This is a genomic window from Dyella sp. CR10 (assembly GCF_055814425.1).
This window is the reverse complement of sequence record NZ_CP185986.1, coordinates 3361698-3382541: the sequence shown is the minus strand read 5'-3', so window position 1 is coordinate 3382541 and position 20844 is coordinate 3361698. Positions and strand designations below refer to the sequence as shown.

The window sequence follows — 20844 nt, the reverse complement described above, 5'->3', positions numbered from 1 at the left end:
GTGAGCGACATGGACCTGAGCCGCGGCAACAACGGGCACATCCACTTCCGGCTCGGTCCGATCGAGCGGTGGGTGGTGATTGCGTGTGCTGCCGCGCTCTTGGGGTCACTGACCTGGATCTTCCGGTCCGTCACCGGCCAGCAGGCGGAACAGGGCCAGGCCATCAAGGACCAGACGACTCTCCTCAACGACCTGAAGGAAAAGCAGGCAGTCACGAATTCCCAGCTCCAGACGCTGAACGCCCAGCTCGCCGACGTGCCGAGCCTGACGCGCCAGATGGCGGAACTGAAAGTGCAGACCGAGCGCAACGCGCAGGACATCCACGAGATGCAACAGGTGCGGAGGCTCAAGTGAAGCTCATCAGCAACGCCAGCCAGTGGCATCGGCTCTGGTCGATTCGTTTCGCCATCCTGTCGGCCGCATTCGGCGCGCTCACCACGGCGTATGTCGGGCTGCCGGCGGACTGGCTGCCGTCGATCCCGGCCTGGCTGAAGCTCAGCATGGCTATGGGGGCGCTCCTGTCGTCCACGGCGGCGGCGGCGGCGCGCGTGGTGCAGCAGGACAGCCTCCAGCCGACGGCAATAACCGTCACCGCGCCGGCGAACAAGGACGGTGCGCAGTGATCCCGGTTCGCCTCTACGCCTACGGCGCCGCGATGCTGGTGCTGGCCGGCCTCCTGCTCGGTGGCGGCTGGTACGCCTACAGCCGCGGCGAGGCGCACCAGTCCGCCAAGGATCAGGTGCTGATCTCGCAAGCCATGGAGAACCGCGCCGCCGCCATCGCGCAGGTCGACGAGTCCGCCGCCGCGCTGAAGCAGATCGACGCCAACGCCCACATCGAGGCGATGAAAGCGGCCGTCATCCAGGGGCAAGTCGACGCGGCCGTGGAGCTGATCCAGAAGCAGGCCGCCCAGGCCAAGCAGGAAGCCGCCAACTGGCAGGCACGTTACCAGGCCGCGCTCAATACGCCGGCCTGCAAGGCGGCCGAGGAGGAGCTATGCCCCGCGCTTTCCGACTACTGATCGAGTTCATCAAGTGCTTCACCATAGGTAGTGCGGCCCTGTGCGCGTGTGTCGTGATCTTTGGCGCCATTTCTGCCTGTGCGCCGACCAAGCCCGCCGTGGTGACGCCGCGCGTCGTGACTCAGACCGTCACGAAGTACGTGGCTGTGCCGGACGAACTGACCGCGCCGTGCCCTATCGAGCAGCCGAAGCTACGCACCGTGGCCGAAGCCGTCCGCGTCGCCAAGGCGCGCAAGGACGCGCTCGAGCAGTGCAACCGGCAGCTGGGCGAAATTCGGGGGCTGGGGAAGTAACCGATGCCCGGCGTTCAGCAACACGACCGCGCCACGCTGGTGCCGCAGATCTGCGACCGCCTGGCCGATGGCGTCCCACTGACGGTCATCTGCCGCGAGCTAGGCATCTCACGGTACACCGTGCGGAACTGGTGGCAGGAAGACGAGACTATCGCCGACCTGATGGACGAGGCGCGCGCGGCCGGCGCCGACAAGCTTGCTCAGGAGTGCCTGACGATTGCCGATACGCCGGAGGAAGGCGTCGAGATCGTCGAGCGCAACGGGCAGAGCGAGATTCGCCACGGCGACATGCTCGGCCATCGCAAGTTGCGGGTGGAGACGCGTCTCAAGCTGCTGGCGAAATGGCACCCGAAGGAGTACGGCGACCGCATGGCACTGACGGGTGGCGATGGTGGTCCGATCAAGCACGAAGACCTGTCGGCCGAGCGAGCCGCCGCTGTTTTGCGTGAGGGTATGCAGGCGCTGCTGGGCAAGGACTCCAAGCCGTGAGCTTGCCCGTCCAGGCGCTGCGACTTGCGGCAATGAGTTCGCTGGTGGCCTTTGCCACATTGACTCACCAGACTTACGCCGCGAGCTGGCACCACAGGCAGATAGCGGACGCGTTGGGTGATGTGGCGACAGGGCAATGCCGGCTGCTCATCATCTCAATGCCGCCGCGGCACGGGAAAAGCGAGCTGGCGTCGGTTCGGTTCGCCCCGTGGCTGCTGACGCAGCGGCCCACCGCCTCTGTCATATCGGCCACGTATTCGGGTGACTTCGCCGACGACCTGGGCCGCAAGGCCCGCGCCGTACTGGAGATGCCGATCTATCAGCAGCTCTGGCCGAAATCGCGACTGGCGCAGGACAACCGCGCTGTCAGCCGGTGGCAGACCGTGTCCGGTGGCAGTTACTACGCCGTCGGCGTTGGCGGCCCGCTGACCGGCCGCGGCGCCGACATACTGCTCATCGACGACCCGCACAAGAATCGCGAGGAAGCCGAATCGCAGGTCATGCGGGATCGCGTATGGGACTGGTTCCGATCCACGGCCTACACGCGCCTGGAGAAGAACGGCGCGGTCGTCATCATCATGACGCGATGGCACGAGGACGACCTCGTCGGCCGCTGCTTGGCGACGGGCGAGGACTGGCGTGTGCTCAGCCTTCCGGCCATTGCGGAGGAGGACGAGCCGCATCGAGCACGCGGCGAGGCTCTATGGCCGCAGAAGTACGACGTGCAGGTGCTTCAGCAGATTCAACGCACCGTTGGCGAGCGTGAATGGTCGGCCCTGTACCAGCAGCGGCCGGCGCCGTTGTCCGGCGGCTTGTTCAAGCCTGACCGCATCCAGGTGATTGAAGCCGCGCCAGCGGGAGTTACCTGGGCGCGCGGCTGGGACTTGGGCGCAACGGCGGACGGTGGCGATCCCACTGCCGGCGGATTGCTTGGGCAGCTTACGGACGGTCGTTTCGTTATCGGCGACATGGTGCGCGACCAGCTATCCGCGGAAGACGTGGAGGCCACGATCACGGCGACGGCGTCGCGTGATGGCTTCGAAACGGAGGTGCATCTGCCGCAGGATCCCGGCCAGGCCGGCAAGTCGCAGGTGCAGTACCTGACGCGCAAGCTGGCTGGCTACAGCGTGAAGAGCAGCCCTGAGACAGGCAGCAAGACGCTCCGCGCCGAGCCCCTGGCGGCACAGGTAAACGTGGGCAACGTCCTCATGGTGCGCGGCCCATGGAATCAGGCGGTCATCGACGAGATGCGCGTCTTTCCGAACGGCAAGCATGACGACCAGGTGGATTGCCTGAGCAGAGCATTCGCCTCCTTCCATGCGCCGAGCAGTACCGGAATCCTCGACTTCTATCGCGAGCAGGTCGATGCCCTGCGCGCCAAAGAGACCTAACGCATGCCGAAGCTGACCGACGGAGCGAAAACGCGCGACCTGTCGCAGCAGGCGGCGCAGATGCGCGGCGATAGCCCGTGGGGGCGACTCACCGCGGCTGCGCGCTATTTCATCAGCGGCGTGGCGCCCGATACTTGGATGTCTCCGAACCAGCCGGTAAGCCCGGTGGCTCAGGAGGCCTTCGGCCGGAACAAGGACTACCCGGTCGGCTACAACCTGTACTACACGCCGCGCGGGCAGGAGCTGACCAGCTTCGCCCAGCTGCGTGCGCTGGCGGACAACTGCGACTTGGTGCGCCTGGCGGTGGAGACCCGCAAGGACCAGATGGCCTCGCTGCAATGGTCGGTCTCGCACGTCGATCCGGACAAGGACGTCGTCTACACCGGCTTCAGTATCGGCGGTCGCTACGCCAACAAGTGGGACGATTCCGTCCAGAAGGGCATCAAGCGCTACACCGCCGAACCGAACGAGATCAGTTTGGTGGATCTTCCGTGCGGCCCGTCGGCGAACTTCACCGTTATCAAAGCCGACGGCGCCGAAGAGCTGCGCAAGTTCGAGACCACCGTGGACAACAGCGAGGCGCTGGCGAAATGGGCCGCCGACCTGACCGAGGCGGAGCGAGCCGCGGTTCTGGAGAAGCTCGCGCCGCCGTCCGCCGCTGCGGATCCGGTCGCCAAGGACTTCACCGCGCAGGCCGAGCGTCTCGCCAAGAACGAAGCCGCGGAGACCGCCGGCAACGTCATCAAGGTGCTTCTAGGCCAGGAGCCGCTGGGCAAAGGCCTGTGGTCCGTCGCGGACTTCGCATGCACGTTGCAGACCCTGGCGAACATCGCCGACTGCGCCGAGGACGAGGCTGCGTGGGAGGGCGATGGCAGCAAGGTGCCGGCGCAGCTGCGCGCCGCACTGAAGCCCGTGGCTGACGCCTTCCTGGCGATGGCCGCCGAAGAGGTCGCCGAGGCGATCCAGCCGGACACCGAGGAGGTGATCGTTCTCGAGTTGGCGGCCAGCGGCGACCTCGCGAAGGCGCTGGGCATCGCTGACAGCGCGGGCGCCATGGAGAAGGTGGCCGGGCTTGCCGCCGATCTTGCGAAGGCCCAGGGCGACTTGGCCACCGCGTCCGAGTCGCTCACCAAGATGACGGCCGAGCGCGACGATGCGCTCGCCAAGATGGCCGAACTGACCAAGCAGTACGCGGACTGGCTGAAACAGCCCGCCGCGGTCAAGGGCGTCGCGAAGGTCGTGCCGGTTGAGAAGTCGGTCGGCCTCGCAGAAGCCCCCGCCAACCTCGACAACGAGCCGGTGAAGAAGGCCGACGGCTCGATCGATCACGTTGCCACGGCGCAGAAGCTGGCCAAGGCGGCGTACGCGAGTCCACGCATCGGCCACTGATCCCGACGACACCGCGCCGCCCCTGGGCGGCTTTTCTTTACCCCAAGCCCGCATCCGCGGGCTTTTTTATTGGAGCTGACCCATGGGCATGAACGACGAAACCCTCTCGCTGCTGAAGGGCAGCTACGGCAACCCGCTGGCCAAGGCCGGCAACACCGTGACCACGGCCGCCGGCCTGGTCAACTACGACCTCCAGGCGCCGGCGAAGAACCTGTATCCGGTCATCACCATCCTGGGCAATCGCATCCCGCGCGTGCGCGGCAAGGGCGGCACCGCGACGAACTGGAAGGTCGTCAGCGGCATCATCGGTTCCGGCTGGGACAGCTCGGGCTGGGTGCCGGAGGGCCAGCGCGCCGGCGTGATGCAGATCTCGACCAACAACGCCGCGGCCACCTACGCCACGATGGGCGAGGAAGGCGCGCTGACCTTCGAAGCGTCCAGTGCTTCGGAGAACTTCGAGGATGAGCGCTCCCGCACCTCGGTGCGCGTGCTCCAGAAGGCGATGCTGAAGGAAGAGGCGGCGATCTTGGGCGGCAACGCCTCGCTGGCTCTCGGCACCGCGCCGACGCCGACGCTGAGTGCCTCGGGCACTGGCGCCTCTCTGCCGGCGGCCACGTACAGCGTGATTGTGGTGGCGCTGACGCTGGAGGGCTACCTCAACTCGAGCCCGGCCGGCGGCGTTGCCACCAGCAAGACGGTGACCGGCCAGGACGGCCAGACCTTCACTCTGAACGGTGGCAGCTCGAACAAGTCCGCCAACGCGACCCAGGCTGTGACCTCGGGACAGACGCTGACCGCCTCCGTCGCTGCCGTCAACGGCGCGGTGGCCTATGCCTGGTACGTGGGCGCTGCCGGCAGCGAGACCTTGCAGACCATCACCACCGTTCCGAGCGCGTCGTTCTCGTCCGCGCTGTCGTCCGGCAACCAGGCGGCCACGGCCGTGACTGCGGACAGCAGCCGCAACCAGAACACTGCGTACGATGGCCTGCTCACGACCGCGCTGAAGCCGTCCAGCGGCGCGTACGTGAAGAACCTCAACGGTGCGGTGTTCACCTCGTCCGGCCGCGGCACGGTCAACGAGATCGACGTGATGCTCAAGTCCATGTGGGACAACTACCGCCTGTCGCCCAGCGTCATCCTGGTGAACTCCCAGGAGCAGAACAACATCACCAACAAGGTGCTCCAGGGTTCCACAGCGAACTCGGTGGCGCCACTGCTGCGCCAGAACGTGACGCCGCCGAGAAGGCAGGGGAGGCGGTATCAGCGGCAGCCAAGGCCATTGGAGAGAGCGCACAGGAGGCGTCGGCGCGCATCCACGCCATGGTCCAGGAGAGTCTTGCGCAGCAGGAGGCGATGAACGCCACCGCGCGCGCCACGGTGGAATCCGCCGCGGCCACGGATGCCATGGCTGCCGCGTCCGGTCGGGCCACGAAATCCATCGCCGAGACCGTTGCCGCGCAGAACGCGCAGATGGTCCAGATGTCCGAGTTCATCGGTGCCGAAGCGACCGCCGCGACGGCGGCCGAGGCCACCACCATTGCCACCAACGAGCAGACCGCCGCCACGGGTCGCCTAGGCGTCATGACGGGCGCCGTCGCGCGCGAGATGGGTGTCTTGGCCGGCGAGGCTGCGCGCGGCAACTGGACGCGTCTGGAAGGGTCAACGATAACCCTCGCCAATCGCATGAACCTCCTGCAGTACGCCTTCAGCGCTACGGGCCTCGCGGCCATCGGCGCCGGCGCACTGGTCTATGAGTTCGGCAAGGCGATCCTGGAGGGTGAGCAGCAGAGCGAGGCGTTCTATAAGACGCTGGTCGCCACGGGTGGCTATCTCGGCGTTACCCAGGGCGAGTTCGATGCGATGGCAAACTCGCTGGCCGGGGTCGACGTCACCTATGGACAGTCGCGCGAGGCCCTCATGCGCTTCGCTGAGACCGGTCGATTCTCCGGCGCCCAGCTCATGGAGGCGGGTCAGGCGGCGGCAGACATGGCAACTGTCACCGGCCAGAGCATGGACAAATGCGTCGAGGCCATCGTCAAGCTGCAGGAGAACCCGGTCAAGGCAATTCAACAGCTAGACGAGCAGTACCACTTCCTGACTCTGTCACAGCTGGATGAGATCGAGCAGCTGGAGAAGCAGGGGGACGCGCAAGGCGCTGCAGCTCAGGCCATGAAGATGTACGCGGACACGATGCACGAGCGCGCGCAGCAGGTCGAGGACAACCTGGGCACGCTGGATCGCATCATGAAGACCGTACGCGAGGACGCGTCGTTCATGTGGGATGCCATCAGCGGCATTGGGCGCAAGGCGACGCTGCAAAGCAACTATGACGATCTCCTGAAGCAGTTGACCGATGTCCAGGACCAGATTGCGGGCGAGCGTGCGACCTGGGGAGAGGCAGGCGGAGGCGCCTTCCTGAAAAAGCTGGAGGAGCAGGAGACGCAGCTCAAGGCGAAGCTGGCCTCTATGCGGAATGACATGCAGAAGGAGTCAGCAGCGGCCCAAGCCGAAGCCGATCGCCAGCGCACTCAGCAAGAGGGCAAGGACGCATCGCGGAAATATGACGCGGATTTCGGCGGCCTGGACAAGCAGCAGTTGCGCCTGCAGAAGACGATCGAGTTGGAAAACGAACTTGCGGCGATCCACAAGGCCAACCCGAGCGATTCGCGCGTCCAAGGTGTCGAGTTCGACCCGTTCAGCGGAGCCGTTGTCGGTGGCGAGCGCTTGGCCGAGCTGCTGGCCGAGATCGACAAGAAGTATCAGGACATGGATACGACCACTCGCGCTCAGCGCGCTGCTGACGCGGAGGCCCGTCGCGAGCAGCGAGAGGCGGCGAAGGAGGCCAAGGAGGAGGCCGCTGGAGAGATGAATCAACTCGCCCAGAAGCGCGCGCAGACCCAGCAGTACAGCCAGCAGCGCCTGCAGCTGGATGAGCAGATCGTCGAGCGCGCGAAAGAATTGTACGGGGAGGACTCCTCGCGCTACACCGCCGCGCTTCGCCAGAAGGAAACGGATACGCGAGAGTTCAACACACGCATGCGCGAGCTGCGCGTGCAGCAGCTGGCTGATGAGCGCACTCAGCAGACGGGAGCCATTGAGGAAGGGCGGCGCACCGCCGAGCTGGAGTACCAGGAGGGCAACATCAACGCCCAGCAGCTTCTGGGAATCCAGCGCAACCTCATCACCCAGAAGCTGGCCATCGACTTGCAGTACTTGCAGGCGAAGCGCTCGCTCGATGCGCAGGACGCCGTGGCGCAGGCCAAGGTTGATGCCGAGATCGTACGGGCCAAGCAGCAGGCGACCGCGCAGCTTGACCAGATGGACAAGCAGTACCACGCCAACGTGCAGCGGGAATGGACGCAGACGGCCAACCATATGGCCAGCTCCTTGACTGGCGCGGTCCGTGGAATGCTCTTCCAGGGCCAGACGCTGCGCAGCGGCATGTTGAACATCGCTGAGGGCATCGGATCCACGATGATCCAGGTGGCGATCGAGGAGCCGCTGAAACGCTGGGTGACCGCTGAGGCGGAGAAGCTGTCCATATCGCTCAATACGCAGGCGACCATGTCGGCGGCCGAAGAGGCGCAGCGCACGGCGAACTCGATCGCGGAGGCCACGGCAAACGCTGCGTCTGTCGCGCGCGCGGCAGGCGTTGCTGGCGCTCAGGGCACGGCGTCCTTCTCTGGCGCCCCATGGCCTGTCGATATGGGGGCGCCGGCATTCGGTGCGCAAATGATGGCCACCGCCCTGAGCTACGCGCCGATGGCTTCGGCAGCCGGCGGCTGGGACCGCGTTCCCGCCGACCAGATCGCGCAGATTCACAAGGACGAAATGGTGCTGCCTGCGCACATCGCTGACTTCGTCCGCAGTGGCGCAGCGTCTCCGCAGGGGGTGACGGCTTCTGGTGGCGGACAGCAAGTCGTCCATGAGCACCATTGGAACATCAGCGCTCTCGATGGTCGCTCGCTGGAGCAATGGCTGCGCCGAGGTGGCGGCGCGACCTTGGCTCGGTATGCCAACGGCGCTACGAAAAACTCCGCCGTGACCAGGATGTGATGCGATGACCTATCCCATCTTCCCAAATTTCCCGGGCCTTGCCATCGCGACGAAGCGGAAACCCGTGTGGCGTACCGGCGTGCAATCGACGCTCTCCGGCAAGGAGACGCGCATCGCCTATATGAGCTACCCGCTCTACAACTGGTCGGTGGACATCAACGTCCTGCGCAGCTTTGGCGGCTTCACCGAGGTAGCCCAGATGATGGGCTTCCTCAACTCGCTTCAGGGCATGGCGCTCCCGTTTCTGTATACGGACGCCGAGGACAACACGGCCAATAGCCAGGGATTCGGCACGGGCGATGGCAGCACCAAGAACTTCCAGCTCGTGCGGTCTTATGGTGGTTATAGCGAGCCGGTGCAGCAGCCCAATGCCATCAGCCAGGTGACGGTCGCAGGAACGCCTACATCGGCGTACACGCTGGGCAGTAACGGAGTCATCCAGTTCACGACGGCGCCTGCATCAGGCGCCGCGCTGGCGTGGTCGGGCACCTTCTATTTCCTCTGCCGGATGCTTCAGGACAACCCGGAGTTCGGCCAGGAGCACATCAACATGTGGTCCATGAAATCCCTGTCGTTCCAGTCGGTGAAGCTCTGATGAAACAGGTCTCCACCGCCTTCCAGAACATCCTCTTCGGCGGCGGACCGATCTTGCGCGCCGACTTGCTTACAATCACCACGCCCGTGGGCGTCGTGTACCGATTCACGTCGGCGGATGTCGACATCACGTACGGCGGGAACACCTACAGCCACACGCAGAAGTGGTCGCGCCTCGGCACATCGCAGAAGACGGGCACGATGCCTGACCAGATCGACATCGAGCTGTATGACGATGGGTCGACTTCGTTCTACGGCGCGAACCTGGTGACCGCTGTCGCCGCCGGCATCTTCAACGGAGCCACGGTGCAGATCGACAAGCTAGTCATGTCGACCTGGGGCGATACCTCGCCGGGCATCTGCGGCTGGTTCTTGGGCTACGTGTCCATGCCGAAGTCGATAGCAGGGAAGGTCACGCTGACCGTGAAGAGCATGGTTGGCAAGCTCGCCATCGCGATGCCGCGCACGATCATCCAGCCGCAATGCAACAACGCGTTTGGCGACGGGGGCTGCGGCTTCAACGTCGCCTCGGTGACCTTCTCGGGCACCTGCACGGGCGGCACGCAGCTGCAGCCAACGGCATCGGGGCTGACAGATCACCAGTTCGACCTGGGCAAGATCAAGTTCCTGACCGGTGCCAATGCGGGCGTGACACGCTCCATCAAGCAGAACGTGAGTGGCGTGATCTATCTGGCGTACCCGCTGCCCAACGTCCCCGCCAGTGGCGACACGTTCAACGTCTCCCAGGGATGCCTGCGCACGCAGGCTGCATGCACCGCCTACGGCAACCAGAGCCATTTCAAGGGTATGCCCTACGTGCCGGTCGCCGAGACGGCGCTGGAGGGCGGCCCAGGCGTCGCCGGCAGTTCGTCGGATAGCGGCAGCACGGGCGTTTCGATCAGCGGATCCTCTACCACAGCGAAGCGCGGCCTTGGCACCTACCAGAACTCCTGACTGGCGCGAGCGCGTCGTCGCCGAGGCCCGCAGCTGGTGCGGAACGCCCTATCACCATCTGGGCGACATCAAAGGCGTGGGCGTGGACTGCGCGATGCTGACGTGGCGTGTCTTCCACGACCTTGGGCTGTTCGAGGTGCCGGACCCGCGGCCGTATCCAGTGGAGTGGCATCTGCATCGCTCCGAGGAACGCTACCTGCTCAACTTCGAAACCTGGGCACATCCCCAGGAGGCGCCGCGAGCCGGCGACATCGTCCTGTTTCGCTTCGGCCGCACCGTGAGCCACAGCGGCATCCTCACGTCGCCCACCACGATGGTCCACGCCTACATCCAGACAGGCTGCTGGGAGGAGGACATCACCAGCTACGCCGATCGCCTGCATTCCTACTGGAGCATTGAACCGTGAGCGGATTGTTCGGCGGAAAGAAAGCCAAGAGCCAGGGCACCAAGGCAGTATCCGCCCTTCAGGTGCAGACAAGCACCTTTGGGCCGGTCCTGCCGCTCATCTACGGCAAGAACCGCGTCGCCGGCAATTTGGGCTGGTATGGCAACTGGGTCGCCACCGCGCACACGGAGAAGCAGTCCAGCGGCGGTAAGGGCGGCGGCGGCAGCCAGACATCCACCAGCTACACCTACGCCACGGGCGTCATCCTTCTGCTGGCCGAGGGGCCGATCAACGGCGTCGGCACCGTGTGGAAAGACAAGGAGCTGCACAGCCTGAGCGACCTTGGGTTCACGCTGTTCAACGGCACCACGCCGCAGGCGCCCTGGACGTGGCTGACGAGCTACAACTCGTCCCAGGCTATCGCCTACAACGGCATCGCCTATGCCGCCGCGTCGTCGCTCCAGCTCGGCAGCAGCACGGGCCTGCCCAACCTCAATTTCGAGGTGAAGGGCCTTCAGCTTTACAACCCCGGCGTGGTGGACGACGCACTGCCAAGCGACATCCTCACCGACTACCTGACCGACTCCGTTCACGGCGCCGGCTTCGGAGGCTACCTCGGAAGCACGGCCCAGCTGCGTGCTTACTGCCTGGCGCGAGGACTCTTCCTATCGCCGATCGAGGATCAGCAGCGCACTGCGGCGGACTTCGTCAACGACATGGCGAAGTGGTGCAACTTCGCGCCGGTGTGGAGCTACAACCAGCTCATGCTGCTGCCGTACGGCGACACAGCCATCACGGGCACCTACGGCACCTACACGCCGAACGTGACGCCTATCTATGACCTCGGCCCGAACGACTTCCTATACGAGGACGGAAGCGAGTGCGGCGTGGAGCTGGACCAGAAAGAGCTGGAGCAGTGCCATAACTCTGTCCGCATCGAATACAACGACCGCAACAACAGCTACAACACCGTCTCGCAGGAAGCTAAGGACCAAGCTGATATCGACGCGCGCGGCGCCTTCCCGATGTCAAGCATTTCGGTCAACGGCATCACCAGCGCGCAGGTCGCTCGAGATGTGGCGCAGCTCACCCTGCAGCGCGACCTCTACATCCGCAAGCAGTACCACTTCCGCACCGACATGCGGTACATGCTGCTGGAGCCAATGGATATCGTCACGCTGACGGACGCGAATGTCGGCCTTAATCGCGAGTTGGTCCGCATTACTAGCGTCACGGAGCAGGACGATTTCATGGAGTTCGAGGCCGAGGAGCTTCCTATCGGCATCGCGCACGCGCCGCAGTACGCGCCGCAGAACAGTGGCGGGTATTCGCAGGACTACAATGTATCGCCAGGTAGCGTATCGACGCCTGTCATCTTTAATGCCCCAGGCATGCTCACCCCTAACGGATTCGAGACTTGGATAGCCGTCGCTGGTATCGGTCAGTTCTGGGGAGGCTGCGACGTATGGGTATCCGAGGACAACACGACCTACCAAAGGGTTGGCAGAATCACTGGAGCGGCACGATATGGCGCCCTGACCGCATCTCTTCCTGCAGGGGCAGATCCAGATACCACGAACACGGCGCGTGTCTCGTTGCTGCGTGGCCAGCTGGTCAGCGGCACCACGGCCGATGCTGATAACTGGCGACAACTCGCATTCGTCGGCGGTGCGTCCGGTGGCGAATTCATCGCCTTTCAAACCGCCACGCTTACCGGAACGCTGTCCTACCAGTTGAGCTATCTGCGCCGCGGCGGTTATGGGTCGACGAATCAGGCTCATGTATCGAACGATGTTTTCGTGCGCATTGATGAGGCGATCTTTCGGCTTCCATACGACCAGGGTAAGCGCGGCAACACCGTCTATTTCAAGTTCCTGAGCTTCAACGTATTCGGCGGAGCGATGGAGAGCCTGGCCTCCGTCACTGCATACAGCCATGTGCTTGGTGCGTCAGACGTTCTGGCGCCTCCTAAGCTGTACGACCAGTTGGCAGGGCAATACGCATCCCCGGCGTCCGGATCGAATTTTGTTCCCAACCCTTCCTTCGAGTTGAACAACATCAATGCTCCGTCGGTTGTTACTTCGACTGGGCAGCCTGTTTGCGATAGCTGGTACATGTTGCAGAACGACAGCAACTTTTTTGTCGCTGGTCGTGACTCAACGCTTCCGGATGTCGGATCGAACGACCTGACGATCAGCGTAAAGCAGGGCTATTCATTGGCTGCGGGCTTCACCGTGGGTTGCCGCATCGTATCTTCCCCCATATACGTGGCGCCTGGACAACTTCTTTCCATCAGCGGCGATGTGCGTACGGACACCGTCGGAGGCAATGGCAGCACGGTCGGATGGACGCAGGCTATCGGACTACTGTTCTACAACTCGGCAGGCGCGGTGGTTACCGGCGGCGATGTTTCGAATGGCATGTCTTCGACAGGCCCGAATACTGCGACGGGCGCATACTCTGGACTCGCTCTCAACCAAGTCGCCGTGCCAGCTGGCACCAGTTACGCGCTTGCTTACGTCCTTCTCATCGCGACTAATACCAGCTCGTCTTCGCCTGTAACTTTGAATAGTTGGTCGGCCAGGTTCGATAAGCTGAATGGCTTGTTCGTAACTGCTGCCAACCAAGTCAATTACAGCAGCGGTCAGTCTGTCGATTCTTTGAAGCCAGCACAGGCAGGCGCCGACGTTACCGCAACGCAGACGCTTGTCGGAATCGTCAATCCGCAGTTTGAGCAGGGCATGACAGGGTGGACGTGCGACAACTCCCCGGACGCCGCGAACTGGTATGCGGAGACGGGAGGCAATGGCCCGACCGGTGGGACGTCCAACTACATGGTCCATAAGGACAGCACGTTAACGAGCTTCCTTCGCAATGCTTATCGCTGCCCTGTGGCGCCTGGGCAGGTGATTAAGGGCTCGCTTCAGTGCCGCGGCGTCGGCTCACCGACGGGCACGGCTTGCGTGCGCCTGCTGTGGCAGGACGTGAGCGGAAACGACATCACGTCAACCATCGGGCAGACGCTTGTCGGAAACGGAAATGTCGTCCTTACGGTCTCGGGTGTGGCGCCTTCGAATGCCGCGTTTTGCCAGATAAATCCTGGCGTCGGATACAAAACGGGAAACATCGGCTATTACACATTCGACAATGTGCAGTGGAACGCGCAGCCTTCTTCGGTCGATGAGGTGCCAGACGGCGCGACGTTTATTCGATCCATGCAGCCGCAAGGAACTGGCGCGGAATGGAACATCGACAACTCGATGTTCAACCTTCCGCTGACGTCATCGGGAGCGATTCCAGGATGGTCTCCTGTTTCGAGTCCATCGAATTTCTCTCTTGTCACCAGCCCGACGCCGATCTACGGCAAGCAATGCGTGCAGATATTCAATAACGCGTCTGGCAATGGATATGTGCAGTCCAATCGAGCGTTTGCGGTGAAGGCCGGCGATAAGCTATCCCTATTTGCGATGATCTACGCCAACAGCGGCACGACTTGCAGCATCAATATCGATTTTGTGGATGGAAACGGAAGCTACATCACGTCGCTAAGCGCTTCATCGTCTGCTGCGAGTTGGACTGGCGTAGTTGCATCAGGGACGGTTCCATCCAATGCAATTACGGCCATCCTGACGCTTCATGTAACCGGGGCTAGCACCTACGGAAGCTTCAATGGCGTAGCAGTGACCGTCAACGATACGCGCGTACCTGGCAGCGGTGCCCAGATCGGCGATCAGCGAAACATGCCAGTGGTGAGCTTTGCAAACTACGGCAGCGGGTGGGTTGGTCTCAGCTTTAGCTACACGTCGACGACTACGTCAGCCACGATAAGCGCATCGGCTTCTACCCTTCAGGCTGGAAGCAACACTGTTTCGTACAACGCATCAAGCGTTACGGTATCGGGTTCAGCTGGGACGACAGTCTCGTACTACCTGTACTACGACGACCCGCTTCTGACGGGCGGTAGCCAGACGCTTCAGGCGACGACAAGCAACATCACCGCATTAGCAAATAATGGACGCCTATATCTTGGGAAAGCGTCGGTGACGTATCCGACAAGCGGAACTGGCGGCGGATCAGGGGGCGGAAACTGCGTTACCGTCGACAGCTGGTTGCCCGGACATGGCGAGGCCGGTTCGATCGCCGTGGGCGACATGCTTGAACTGGTAGAGGATGCCGCTACTTTCCGGCGCCGCGCCGGCATGGTTACCTATGCGGTGAGGAAGCTGGCTCCGTGCGTCCGCATCATTACCGAGAGCGGAATTTCACTGGACTGCTCGACGAGCGCGCCGATCCTTTGCAGCGACGAAACGCTGGTGTGGGCGCAAGAGCTATCCGGTCGCATCATTCCTGTTAGTGACTTTGGTGATCACCGTCACGAGCGTGTTGTGGCGGTGGAGGATCTCGGCGAGCGCGAAGTGATCCACATTACCTGCGAGGACAGCGTGTTCCTCGCCGGCCGTGAGCGCGGGCGCTATATCGGCCATCACAACCTGAAACCGACTTGAGGGAACGACATGGCATACACGAAAGTGAATCCGCAGCCACCGCTTCGCGACCCCAACTCCACCGACATCTCGGCTCCTGGACTGTACCCATGCGAGCTTGCGGTGCAGCTTGATACAGGCGAGTACGTCGCGGTCTACGTCGAGCGCACATGGCAGGAGAACAACGCCGGGCTGACGTACTACACGTCCGCGCGACTGACCAACGCCGACGGCAGCACCAAGCTTTGCGTAGCCGGCAAGGAGATCGTGATCGAGTTCCGGCACAACAGCACGCAGGCCGAGATCACGGCGCATGGCGCCGACGCTTTAGCCAAGGAACACGTCCTCGCCGTTCTTGGCGAGCCGCTCACCCAGGTGCCCGTTCCCGGCGGCCAGACCGGGGAGACTATCCCCATGATCCCCTGGGATGCCAATTTCCTGGCCAACGTCAGCATCCGCCACGCCATTACCGCCACAAACTGCGCTGGCGATGTCGACAACCTGGCAAGCCTGCTCTAAGCGAGCGCTTTCAGGATCGTCCTATGGCACGCCGTGAGGCGCTCCAGCGACACTCATCCCGCCTCGCGAGTCCAGGCGGCGCCCAGGGAAGGGCGCGGTAGCCGATGACCGGGGCGCCCCTCTCGGGTGCTGAGACGGTGCCGGCGTAGCCTGGGCCGATGGCGCCTGAAGTCGAAATCGAGTGGGAAACGGTTGGGTGCGGGCTGCAAGATACCGGCACCATCGTTGGCCGGCTGATCCGCCCCGTCCGCACCGTCCAGTTTGTGAAGGTCGTGAAACGCCTCGATGGTGGCTGGAGCCTGTGGCATTGCCCCAAGGGCTTGGGCATCGACGCGCCATACAGCATCCACCGCTACGGCTTCGACCGGGCCAAGCCCATGGCGGCCGCTAAGCGATGGGCGACATCCCACTGGCAGACGATTCCGCGGGGCTAATGCCGGGTGTAGCCTGATGGCTCCGCTCCTGCCTGCGCACGCACCATGTGCTACTCAGCCCAAATCAAAGCCGACTACGGCAAGTTCGTCCGGGAGTTCGGCGCCGTCATCGATATCCACGAGTTCGTCCGGCTTTTCTGGGAGAAGCGCGAGGACGGCGGCTGGACGAAGCTGCCCAAGGCCATGCGCGATTCCTTCCGGAAGCCTGCAGGCGAGGAAGGGTTCGAGCTGGCCAAGATCGTCGCCGAGGGAGACCGGGATCTGGGGGCGAAGCTGGAGGCGGAATTGGCCGCCCAACAGGAGCGCCTGGCCAAGGCCGAGGCGGTACTGGCCGGCCCGAAGCCGACCAAGAAGGCCGCAGAGGACCAGCGCATCGCCGGCAACAAGGTGAAGGCCGCACAGCGCAACCTGGAGGACCTGCGGCGCACGGAGCCCGATCCGAAGGATTCCCGCATCTACCCGGGCAGCTATGCCCCGGTGCTGATCGCTGACGCCAAGACCGGCCAGCGCCGCGTCATCCCCATGCGTTACCAGTGCCGGCTGCCTGGCTGGACGGAGGCGATCGAGCGCAAGTACCCCGGGACGTACAACGCGCGCCGCGACAAGCTCGAGGAATCCTGGGGCAAGCTCTTCGGCTACCACCACGGCATCATGATCGTGACCAAGTTCTATGAGAACGTGGATCGCGACGGGAAGAACGCCGTTCTGGAGTTCACCCCGAACCCGCCGCAGGAGATGCTGGTGGCGTGCCTCTGGTCGCACACCAAGGGGCCGGGCGGGGAGCTATGGTCCTTCGCGGCGATCACCGACGATCCGCCGCCGGAAGTTCTGGCCGCCGGCCACGACCGCTGCATCATCCCCATCAAGGCCGAGCACCTGGACGCTTGGCTGAACCCGGATCCGCGCGACCTCCAGGCGCTCTACGACATCCTCGACGACAGGCCGCGACCGTATTACGAGCATCGGTTGGCGGCGTGAGGCTTGCACCCTATCGCATTGCAACCCATTGATCGGATTAGATCGCGTTGGATGACTTTTCTGGCGCATAGAAATGCCTATTCTTTCGATAAATCAGCAAGATAGGCACGTCAGCATTGATGCCTGGGGGGCAAAGGGTCGTCGGTTCGAATCCGGCCGCCCCGACCAATTACGGTGATGTTTTCGAAAGGCGCCCATGTGGCGCCTTTCTTTTTGCGCGCACGACGCTCGCCGGGAGCGCGGTGGTCATACGTAGCGCGGTATTGGCCCTGGGTGCGGCGTCTTGCGGTCCGAGAGATCGAACATCACCTCGTCGACGTAGCACCAGCCCCATCCTTCCGGCGGGTCGTAACCCTCGATGATCGGATGCCTGGTCGCGTGGAAATGTGCCGTCGCGTGCTTGCCCGGCGAGTCGTCGCAGCAGCCGACATGGCCGCAGGTGCGGCAGATGCGCAGATGAACCCAGGGGCTGCCGGTCTTCAGGCATTCCTCGCACCCGGCGGCGCTGGGTATGACATCGCGGATGCCATCGAGATGGCTGCAGCTGGCTTTCATCGCGTTCTCCTTGGTCGAATGCGGTGTCGGTGTCGTGCGCTTTCAGAGTTCTTCAAGGCGATTTCAGGCCCGTTTCAGGACTTGAGCGCATGGCCTGGCGAGGGTGCGGCATCCCCGATCTTCGCGAGGCTACATGAAGACTCCTGCTCCGATCGCCGCCAATCCATCCGTCGGTTTTGGCGGCAGCGCCGCCTGCCGCCTGCGCAAGGTCCTGGACCGTTGGTTCTATTTCGGCATGGCCTGGTTGATCCTGGCCGTCGTCGGATACGGATTCGGCCGCGGGCTGGGCGATCGGCTGCTGCATCGAGCCGAGCCGCTGCCGTGGATCCTGCACGTGCACGCACTGGTGTTCTCCGGCTGGGTGCTGCTGTTCCTGATGCAGTCCGGACTGGTGCGCGGGCGCGCGCTGCGCCTGCATCGGCGGCTGGGCATGTTCGGCGCGAGCCTGGGTGCGGCGTTGCCGGTGCTGGGCGTGGCGACCGCGCTGGCGATGCGCCAGTGGCATGTGCGCCAGGGACCGGTCCACGATGCCTTCCTGGCCATTTCCTTCAACGACATGCTGAGCTTCGCGGTGGCGTTCGGCCTCGCACTGCGCTGGCGCAGGCAGCCGGATCTCCACCGGCGGCTGCTCCTGATCGCCACCTGTGGGTTGACCGTTGCCGCGTTCGCGCGCTTCCCGCGCGCGCTGGTGCCGGCCAATACCTGGTACGCCTATGTGGATGTGCTGATCGGCCTGGGCTTGCTGCGCGACCTGGTGGTGGACGGCCGCGTGCATCGCGTCTATCGGATCGGCCTGCCATGCGTGATGGCCGGACAGGCGCTGGCGCTCTATCTCGCGTTCGCTGCGCCCGAGGCCTGGCTGGCGCTGCTGCGTGCGGTGCTCGGCTAAGCCACCTTGAGCACGATCTTGCCGATGTGTTCGCCGCTTTCCATCAGCCGGTGCGCATCGGACGCGCGGGCGAGCGAGAAGACCTCATGGATCATCGGCAGGCAACGGCCGGCGGCGAGCACCGGCCACACGCGGGTCCGCAGGTCGGCGGCGATCTCGGCCTTTTCGGCCGTGCTGCGCGCGCGCATGGTGGAGCCGGTCACCGTGGCGCGCTTGAGCACCAGCGCCTGCAGGTCCACTTCGTCCGCGCGCGTACCGCCGAGGAAACCGATCACCACCAGGCGGCCGTCGCGGGCCAGTGCCGCCAGATTCCGCTCGAAATACGAGCCACCCATGATGTCCAGGATTACGTCCACGCCGTGTCCGTCGGTCTTGCTGAGCACGGCGAGCGCGAAATTCTCGTGGTGGTAGTTGATGGCTTCCGCGCCGAGATGCCGCACCACCGCGCATTTGTGCTCGCTGCCGGCGGTAGCGAAAGCGGTGATGCCGAATTCCCGGCATAGCATCAATGCCGTGGTGCCGATGCCGCTGGTGCCGCCATGAATCAGTACGCGCTCGCCCTTGGTGGCGCGGCCGATGCGGAACAGGTTGGCCCACACGGTGAAGAAGGTCTCGGGGATCGCGGCGGCATGGACCGCGTCGATGCCATCGGGTATCGGCAGCGTCTGTCCCGCCGGCACGACGCAATATTCGGCGTAGCCGCCGCCGTTGGTGAGCGCGCAGACGCGGTCGCCCAGCGCGAAGCCTTTCGTGTCCTGCCCCAATGCCACCACCTCGCCGGCCACCTCGAGGCCGGGTGTCGGATGCGCACCGGGCGGCATGGGGTAGCGGCCCTGCCGCTGGATCACATCCGGCCGGTTCACGCCCGCCGCGGCGACCTTGATCAGTACTTCGCCCAACGTCGGCGCCGGCACCGGGACGGTGCGCGGCTGCAGCGCCTCCGGCCCGCCGGGGGAGACGATCTCGATCTCGATCATGCGGTCCGGCACGACGACTTTGCTCATGGCGCGGCCCCTGCGAGGTTCGCTTGGCGGTGGCTCCCTGCGGCGCCACGGTAACTCCGGAGGCGGTGAAGGAGGCGTATCGACGAAGCCGCCGCCGTGGGCGCGGCCGCTTCGATAAGAGGCGAGCTCAATACAGTACGCGGCTGCGCAGCGTGCCGGTGATCGCCGCCAGCTGATCCTTCAGCGCAGCCGCCTGCTGCTTGTCGGCGGACACGTCGATCACCACGTAGCCGACCTGCGAATCGGTCTGCAGGAACTGCGCATCGATATTGATGTTGCCGGCGGAGAACAGCTCGTTGATGCGCGACAGCACGCCCGGCACGTTGCGGTGGATGTGCAGCAGGCGGCGGCTGTTCGGATGCTCGGGCAGGGTCACCTCGGGGAAGTTCACCGCCGACAGGGTGGAGCCGTTGTCGCTGTAACGCACCAGCTTGCTGGCCACTTCGATGCCGATGTTGTCCTGCGCTTCCAGCGTGCTGCCGCCGATGTGCGGCGTGAGGATGACGTTGTCCATGCCGACCAGCGGCGACACGAACGGATCGTCGTTGCCTTTGGGCTCGAGCGGGAATACGTCCACCGCCGCACCGGCGATGTGGTTGGCGCTCAGCGCAGCGGCCAGCGCATCGATGTCCACCACCGTGCCGCGCGAGGCATTGATCAGCACCGAGCCCTGGCGCATCTTGGCCAGCTCGGTGGCGCCGATCATCAGTCGCGTGGCCGGCGTTTCGGGCACGTGCAGGGTGACGACGTCGGCGCGTTCGAGCAGGTCGTCCAGGCTGCCGGCGGCGCGCGCGTTGCCCAGCGACAGCTTGGTCTCGATGTCGTGGAAAATCACGCGCATGCCCAGCGCCTCGGCCAGCACGCCGACCTGGGTGCCGATATGGCCATAACCGACGATGCCGAGCACCTTGTCGCGTGCCTCGAAGCTGCCCGCCGCCGATTTGGTCCAGCCGCCGCGGTGGCACAGCGCGTTCTTCTGCGGAATGCCGCGCAACAGCATGATCGCCTCGGCGATCACCAGCTCGGCCACGCTGCGCGTGTTGGAGTAGGGCGCGTTGAACACCGGCACGCCTTGCAACCGTGCGGCCTCCAGGTCGACCTGGTTGGTGCCGATGCAGAAACAGCCCACCGCGATCAGGCGACGCGCGTGCTCCAGCACGTCGGCGGTGAGGTGGCTGCGCGAGCGGATGCCCACGATGTGTGCCTCGGCGATACGCGCCTTCAGTTCGGCCTCGGGCAGGGATTTCTCATGGAACTCGATCTGGCTGTAGCCGGCGCGGCGGAAGGTTTCCACGGCGCTCTGGCTGACGCCCTCCAGCAGGAGGACCTTGATGTCTTCTTTCGGGAACGAGGTTTTCATGGGTCGCCGGACGAGGTTCGCAAGGCCGCACTATGCGGCACCGCAGCAC

General features: G+C 64.2%; 20 protein-coding genes. 17 read left to right on the top strand and 3 right to left on the bottom strand.

Features of this window, described 5'->3' with window-relative positions; genetic code table 11:
- From ACNR9O_RS15170 to ACNR9O_RS15095, 16 genes are all read left to right on the top strand, one after another.
- Positions 1-354, top strand: coding sequence for a hypothetical protein (locus tag ACNR9O_RS15170; RefSeq protein WP_473687375.1), 354 nt, complete (start codon positions 1-3; stop codon positions 352-354).
- Positions 351-623, top strand: coding sequence for a DUF7940 domain-containing protein (locus tag ACNR9O_RS15165; RefSeq protein WP_473687377.1), 273 nt, complete (start codon positions 351-353; stop codon positions 621-623). The genes ACNR9O_RS15170 and ACNR9O_RS15165 overlap by 4 nt, the downstream gene beginning before the upstream one ends.
- Positions 620-1021, top strand: a complete 402-nt coding sequence (locus ACNR9O_RS15160; protein WP_473687379.1) for a hypothetical protein — start codon at positions 620-622, stop codon at positions 1019-1021. The genes ACNR9O_RS15165 and ACNR9O_RS15160 overlap by 4 nt, the downstream gene beginning before the upstream one ends.
- On the top strand, positions 997-1314 hold the full coding sequence (gene lysC, locus ACNR9O_RS15155; protein WP_473687381.1) for an Rz1-like lysis system protein LysC: 318 nt from the start codon (positions 997-999) through the stop codon (positions 1312-1314). The genes ACNR9O_RS15160 and lysC overlap by 25 nt, the downstream gene beginning before the upstream one ends.
- Positions 1315-1317: 3 nt before the next feature.
- The gene (locus tag ACNR9O_RS15150; protein ID WP_473687383.1) at positions 1318-1803 is read left to right on the top strand and encodes a terminase small subunit-like protein; all 486 of its coding nucleotides are present in this window, start codon (positions 1318-1320) and stop codon (positions 1801-1803) included.
- Positions 1800-3194, top strand: a complete 1395-nt coding sequence (terL, locus tag ACNR9O_RS15145; protein ID WP_473687385.1) for a phage terminase large subunit — start codon at positions 1800-1802, stop codon at positions 3192-3194. Before ACNR9O_RS15150 ends, terL begins: the two co-directional genes overlap by 4 nt.
- A 3-nt stretch (positions 3195-3197) precedes the next feature.
- Positions 3198-4583, top strand: a complete 1386-nt coding sequence (locus tag ACNR9O_RS15140) for a hypothetical protein (RefSeq protein ID WP_473687387.1) — start codon at positions 3198-3200, stop codon at positions 4581-4583.
- 82 nt (positions 4584-4665) lie between these two features.
- Entirely contained in the window at positions 4666-5940 is a 1275-nt protein-coding gene (locus ACNR9O_RS15135; protein WP_473687389.1) for a hypothetical protein, read from the top strand.
- Entirely contained in the window at positions 5937-8639 is a 2703-nt protein-coding gene (locus ACNR9O_RS15130; RefSeq protein WP_473687391.1) for a phage tail length tape measure family protein, read from the top strand. The genes ACNR9O_RS15135 and ACNR9O_RS15130 overlap by 4 nt, the downstream gene beginning before the upstream one ends.
- Before the next feature lie 4 nt (positions 8640-8643).
- On the top strand, positions 8644-9234 hold the full coding sequence (locus tag ACNR9O_RS15125) for a DUF2460 domain-containing protein (protein ID WP_473687393.1): 591 nt from the start codon (positions 8644-8646) through the stop codon (positions 9232-9234).
- Positions 9234-10187, top strand: coding sequence for a DUF2163 domain-containing protein (locus ACNR9O_RS15120; protein ID WP_473687395.1), 954 nt, complete (start codon positions 9234-9236; stop codon positions 10185-10187). Before ACNR9O_RS15125 ends, ACNR9O_RS15120 begins: the two co-directional genes overlap by 1 nt.
- Positions 10165-10593 carry an NlpC/P60 family protein gene (locus ACNR9O_RS15115; protein WP_473687397.1) on the top strand — a complete coding sequence of 143 codons (429 nt, stop codon included), beginning with the start codon at positions 10165-10167 and terminating at the stop codon, positions 10591-10593. The genes ACNR9O_RS15120 and ACNR9O_RS15115 overlap by 23 nt, the downstream gene beginning before the upstream one ends.
- Positions 10590-15077: a phage tail protein gene (locus ACNR9O_RS15110; protein WP_473687399.1), complete on the top strand. Its 4488-nt coding sequence runs from the start codon at positions 10590-10592 to the stop codon at positions 15075-15077. Before ACNR9O_RS15115 ends, ACNR9O_RS15110 begins: the two co-directional genes overlap by 4 nt.
- Before the next feature lie 9 nt (positions 15078-15086).
- Positions 15087-15575, top strand: coding sequence for a hypothetical protein (locus tag ACNR9O_RS15105; RefSeq protein WP_473687401.1), 489 nt, complete (start codon positions 15087-15089; stop codon positions 15573-15575).
- A 158-nt stretch (positions 15576-15733) separates the two neighbouring features.
- Positions 15734-16009, top strand: coding sequence for a hypothetical protein (locus ACNR9O_RS15100; RefSeq protein ID WP_473687403.1), 276 nt, complete (start codon positions 15734-15736; stop codon positions 16007-16009).
- Positions 16010-16054: 45 nt separating this feature from the next.
- The gene (locus ACNR9O_RS15095) at positions 16055-16987 is read left to right on the top strand and encodes an SOS response-associated peptidase family protein (RefSeq protein WP_473687405.1); all 933 of its coding nucleotides are present in this window, start codon (positions 16055-16057) and stop codon (positions 16985-16987) included.
- Between the two features lie 246 nt (positions 16988-17233).
- Here the strand turns inward: ACNR9O_RS15095 and ACNR9O_RS15090 are convergent, their stop codons facing one another.
- Positions 17234-17542, bottom strand: coding sequence for a UBP-type zinc finger domain-containing protein (locus ACNR9O_RS15090; RefSeq protein ID WP_473687407.1), 309 nt, complete (start codon positions 17540-17542; stop codon positions 17234-17236).
- 133 nt (positions 17543-17675) lie between these two features.
- On the opposite strand from ACNR9O_RS15090, the gene ACNR9O_RS15085 reads away from it, so the two are divergent.
- Positions 17676-18431 (top strand): hypothetical protein, encoded by a 756-nt coding sequence (locus ACNR9O_RS15085; protein ID WP_473687409.1) that lies wholly within the window; start codon positions 17676-17678, stop codon positions 18429-18431.
- Here the strand turns inward: ACNR9O_RS15085 and ACNR9O_RS15080 are convergent.
- Together ACNR9O_RS15080 and serA are read right to left on the bottom strand one after the other, a co-directional pair.
- On the bottom strand, positions 18428-19435 hold the full coding sequence (locus tag ACNR9O_RS15080; protein WP_473687411.1) for an NAD(P)H-quinone oxidoreductase: 1008 nt from the start codon (positions 19433-19435) through the stop codon (positions 18428-18430). The genes ACNR9O_RS15085 and ACNR9O_RS15080 overlap by 4 nt on opposite strands.
- 127 nt (positions 19436-19562) lie before the next feature.
- Positions 19563-20795, bottom strand: a complete 1233-nt coding sequence (serA, locus tag ACNR9O_RS15075; protein ID WP_473687413.1) for a phosphoglycerate dehydrogenase — start codon at positions 20793-20795, stop codon at positions 19563-19565.
- Between the last annotated feature and the right edge of the window lie 49 nt (positions 20796-20844).